Source organism: Mesorhizobium sp. M7A.F.Ca.CA.002.09.1.1, from assembly GCF_003998555.1.
Lineage (GTDB): Bacteria > Pseudomonadota > Alphaproteobacteria > Rhizobiales > Rhizobiaceae > Mesorhizobium > Mesorhizobium ciceri.
Genome location: NZ_RZRR01000520.1, coordinates 1 through 4022, shown reverse-complemented (window position 1 = coordinate 4022; position 4022 = coordinate 1). Strand labels below are relative to the sequence as shown.

Genomic DNA, 4022 nt, shown 5'->3' with positions numbered 1-4022 from the left:
GACGAAGACAGGCCTACTCTGGATTTATGCCCGCGATGACTGATTAGGGAGGGAGCGGACCGCCGGGCGTCTTATGTCTATGCGCCGGACCGAAAAGGCCCAGCGTGCGATCGCTCATCTCGCAGGCTCTCTACCGGAACTTGCAGGTCGACGGCTATAGCGGGCCATCGCTTGCTGGCCGACGAAAAGCGGCTTCACGCTCGCCTTCTGCCATGCCGCGCCCGATCGAGGCGCTAAGAAGGATCCGCGAACTCTAAAAGATCGAGGATGACATCCGTAGCCGAGGCCAACGAGGCCTTGCTGCACGCAGGCAAAAAGTGCTCAACCATCACGGCACTGGACCCAGGGCGGCTAGAGAAGCTCGGCCAAATCAGTCAGAAGACCAAGCTCACAGCGGCGATCCCCTACACGCTCTCGCGCTGGGAAGCGCCTCTCGCGCATCCTGGACGAGGCCATATCAAGATCGACAGCAACGTGGTCGAACGCTCAATCATACGCAACTCTTTTTGCAGCTCCGGCGGTGGCGCTGAGCACTGGTCAGTCATCGTGTCGCTGGGTGATCGCCGGGATTGGCCGGATAGCCTGAAGCTAAGGCCGTCGAGCCAGACCCTCTGACCTGCCACTGAACTTTCAACCAGTGGCGATTAGCCTCGGCCGTTTCTGTTATGGCGCGGTTTGAGCAACGGGCGGAGGCGCGAAGCCTTCATTGAGTGCAGCGTCGGAGCCGGTTGCGGCGAGGGTTCCGGCGAAGACCGCCGGGGTCAAATAGCGAGCGAGGAATGCGGCCTCACGGTGTTGAACAACACCAGGAAAGAACACCCACAGGACCGAGGAACGCAAGTTTCTTTATCCGTGGCATCCTTGGGCCGGGCGTTGTGTTCACGTTCATGAGGTGATCGAGAACGCCGACCGGGAGGTTTTCCGCTGCAGTCTCTCCCGCCACGCCTCCGATCGGTGGCTGGAAGTTCCGGCCTGGATGTTTGATCGCGGTCTGCACCGCGTGGCGCATTGCCCTGCCCCACATATCGATCCCAGAACGCTTGGCGTCTTGGTGACACTGCTGCAGGACCCGACGGCCAATTCCCACACCCCATCGCAATTGGAGGATTCGGGCGCAGCATCGGGTCCTCACGAAGCGAACCGGGGAGAGGTCCATACCGCGCCAGCCTACGACATATCAGTTCGATCTTCTCCAACCCGCACGACGCGCAGACCGCGCAGATGCCGCCATTCGCTCGCGCAGCCGCCGTAAGGCGCGAGATGCTGGCGCTGATTCCGGGTGCACACGAAGGCTACGTCGGCTGGGAAAGGCGGAAGCGATCCGCAAGATGGTGAGCGACCACGTGCCCACGAGCCGGCATCACGGGGCGCCCAAGCATGGCGACGCTCTGCTCGCCGACCTTGTCCGCTGCCGGCGCTGCGGCCGCGAGCTGACGGTCCGCTACACGGGAACCAAGCACAACATTCCGCGCTATTCCTGCTGGCGTGGTCTGCTTGACAATGGCGAGCCGCGTTGCATCGCCTTCGGTGGACTCGCGTCGATCGAAGGCGTTCATCCTCTGCCGGACGGTCCATGGGTCTTCAGCCGATCAACGCTTGACGAACCGGCGGCTCAGCGCATCGTTCATCGCGCGCGGCAAAACCCAAAATACCCCATGGGATCGCATCCAGATCAGCAAAACCTATTCACTCAAATGACATAGACAGATGAGTGTTATGAACAGGATTTAGGTCCTGCCTCCATTCGGCAGTGGCACTGCGGGCGTGGTCGAGGCCGAAGAACAGGCCATCGTTCAACAGCTCGTCTCGCATTCGGCCGTTGAGGGAATCGCGTAGCCATTTTGCATCGGCTTGCCCGGCGCGGTGTAGTGCCATTCGCTCCTGTTCAGCCGCTGATAACAGGCCAGTCAGTTGTTGCCCACAAGAATCAGGATCTCGTGGGCGCGCCGCACCACTGGCGGATCTATCATTTTGCCATTCAACGAGAATGCGGACAGTCCACGCGTGGCGGCATCATTTGCCGCCGCGACAACTTTATGGGCCCACTCGAGCTCCTGGGCGCTTGGCGAGAAAGCCTCATTGAATATGGCCACCTGTGTCGGATGGATCGCCAAAGCTCCGGCAAAGCCAAGCCGCCGCGCCCGCACCGCGGCCTCACGAAGTTTATGCGTGTCCGAGAACTCGCCGATGCTTCCTATGAAGCCCAGCGGGAGCAAGCCGGCCGCGCGGGCGGCAAACAGAACAGAAAGGTTCGGCGTCAAAAGAAGGTCGAATCCTGGGGCGCCGCCAACAGCGGCGCTGAAGTCTTCAGGGCCAAGCGCCATTGCGACCATCCTTGGATGCGCCGACGCAATGGCCGCAAGCCTTTGCAAGGCGCCCGGGGTCTCAATCTGGGCAAGGAACCGGATGCCTCCCTGCGGAAGATTTCTTTCACGTTCTAGTTCCGAAACCGCATTCGCGATCTCTATAACCCACTCTGCCGAATCCGTCTTCGGAAGAACCAGTGCGTCAACACCCGCCATCACGGCTGCATCGAGATCGGCCGCCAAGGCGCGCAGACCATGATTCACGCGGACCAAAACAGATGCGCCTTTCCGGCCCACCTCTGCCACGCATTCAGGAAGCTGCTGCCGTGACTCTCCTTTCCGATCCTGGGGCACGGAATCCTCCAGGTCGAGAATGACGCCATCTGCGCCCCGCTCATGGGCCGTCTCTACAAAGCGCGGAACGTGAACAGGAACGAAGAGCAGGGATCTCCAGCGCGGTACAGACATCGCGCCTTCAACGGCCGCAAAGGTGTCCTTGATCATGGAGACGCCTTTGCGGCCGATTTTAGCGCGGGCGCTGCCAGTGAGCTTTCTAGGCGGCCGGTGCGCTGAAATGATCCGAGGTACACAGGCATTTTGTAAACCGCGAGCAGTCTCACCTTACTGAAACGCGCGCTCACGCTGACGCGGCTCTTTCGCGCAAAAGCGCCCGCACCTCCTCGCGGACAGCCTCGGTATGAGAGCCAAGAGCCGGGACTGGGCGAAGCGAGGGGAGCTCCGAGTTGAAAATCGCCGCCGGCGCTATCGTCTCGACGGCTCCATCGGGTGTTCCAACCTGCACCCTGCGAATGTGTGGATGCTTTGAAACATCCACCACTTCGTTCAGTCGGCCATATGCCAGGCCGGCCGCCTCGAGCTCCTGCATCGCATCGTGGCAGGATAGTTCAAAAAACCGCTGTTCAATGATCTCATCAAGTTGCGCACGATGAGCGAGGCGCTCCATATTGTCAGCAAAACCAGGTGCGCGTGTGAGCCCGGACTGCTTCAGGAATTTCTCGCAGAAATTCACCCATTCGCGGTCATTCTGAACCGAAAAGATGACCTCTTTGCCGTCGGCACAGCGATAGGCACCATACGGCGCGAGCGACGGGTGTTTCACGCCTGCGCGTACCGTCTGGTAGCCGCTGTAATCATTTTGCAAAACCGGCACGTTCATCCAGTCGGCGACGGCATCAAACAGTGACACCTGGATGCTGGTCCCTTCGCCGGTGACCTCGCGGTGGTACAGTGCCTGAAGAATGGCGCTGTGCGCTGTCATGCCCGCCGAGATATCGCAAACCGAGACCCCTACACGCGCAGGCCCCTGTTGGTTGCCGGTGATAGCGCATAGACCTGTTTCGGCCTGGACGATCAGATCGTAGGCCTTCAAATGGGAATACGGCCCTGACTCCCCGAAACCAGAAATGTCGCAGGTGATCAGCCGCGGATATCGTCGACGCAGATCAGCGGACGCGAACCCCAGTTTTTCTATGCTGCCCGGCTTTAGATTCTGGATGAAGACATCAGCACTGGCAATGAGCGTGTCGAGGACGGCGCGATCCGCCTCCAACCTCAGGTCTAGACAGACCGACTCCTTACCCCGGTTGAGCCAGACGAAGTACGCGCTCTGCCCCCGCACCAGCTTGTCGTAGTTTCGGGCAAAGTCCCCTTCGGGCCTTTCGACCTTGATCACCCGGGCGCCTGCGTCAGCAAGGC

The 4022-nt window shown here is 60.5% G+C and carries 4 protein-coding genes and 2 pseudogenes; 2 read left to right on the top strand and 4 right to left on the bottom strand.

Features of this window, described 5'->3' with window-relative positions; translation table 11 throughout:
* Positions 1 to 267 precede the first annotated feature (267 nt).
* Complete coding sequence (locus EN994_RS21100) at positions 268 to 615, top strand: transposase (RefSeq protein WP_063169310.1); 348 nt, start codon at positions 268 to 270, stop codon at positions 613 to 615.
* A 48-nt stretch (positions 616 to 663) separates the two neighbouring features.
* Here EN994_RS21100 and EN994_RS36225 read toward each other — a convergent pair.
* Positions 664 to 800 (bottom strand): annotated as a pseudogene (locus EN994_RS36225) (IS3 family transposase); the annotation flags it as partial.
* A 528-nt stretch (positions 801 to 1328) separates the two neighbouring features.
* Between EN994_RS36225 and EN994_RS36220 the strand changes: the two are divergent.
* A complete protein-coding gene (locus EN994_RS36220; protein WP_063169311.1) occupies positions 1329 to 1703 on the top strand; it encodes a zinc ribbon domain-containing protein in 375 nt (124 codons plus the stop codon).
* A gap of 55 nt (positions 1704 to 1758) precedes the next feature.
* Here EN994_RS36220 and EN994_RS21090 read toward each other — a convergent pair.
* The 3 genes and pseudogenes from EN994_RS21090 to EN994_RS21080 form a co-directional block, all read right to left on the bottom strand.
* Positions 1759 to 1883: pseudogene (locus EN994_RS21090) on the bottom strand (integrase core domain-containing protein); the annotation flags it as partial.
* 24 nt (positions 1884 to 1907) lie between these two features.
* Entirely contained in the window at positions 1908 to 2810 is a 903-nt protein-coding gene (locus tag EN994_RS21085; RefSeq protein WP_210326668.1) for a CoA ester lyase, read from the bottom strand.
* 133 nt (positions 2811 to 2943) lie between these two features.
* Positions 2944 to 4022 (bottom strand): CaiB/BaiF CoA-transferase family protein (locus EN994_RS21080; protein ID WP_164746052.1); only part of this gene is annotated, 1079 nt, incomplete at its 5' end.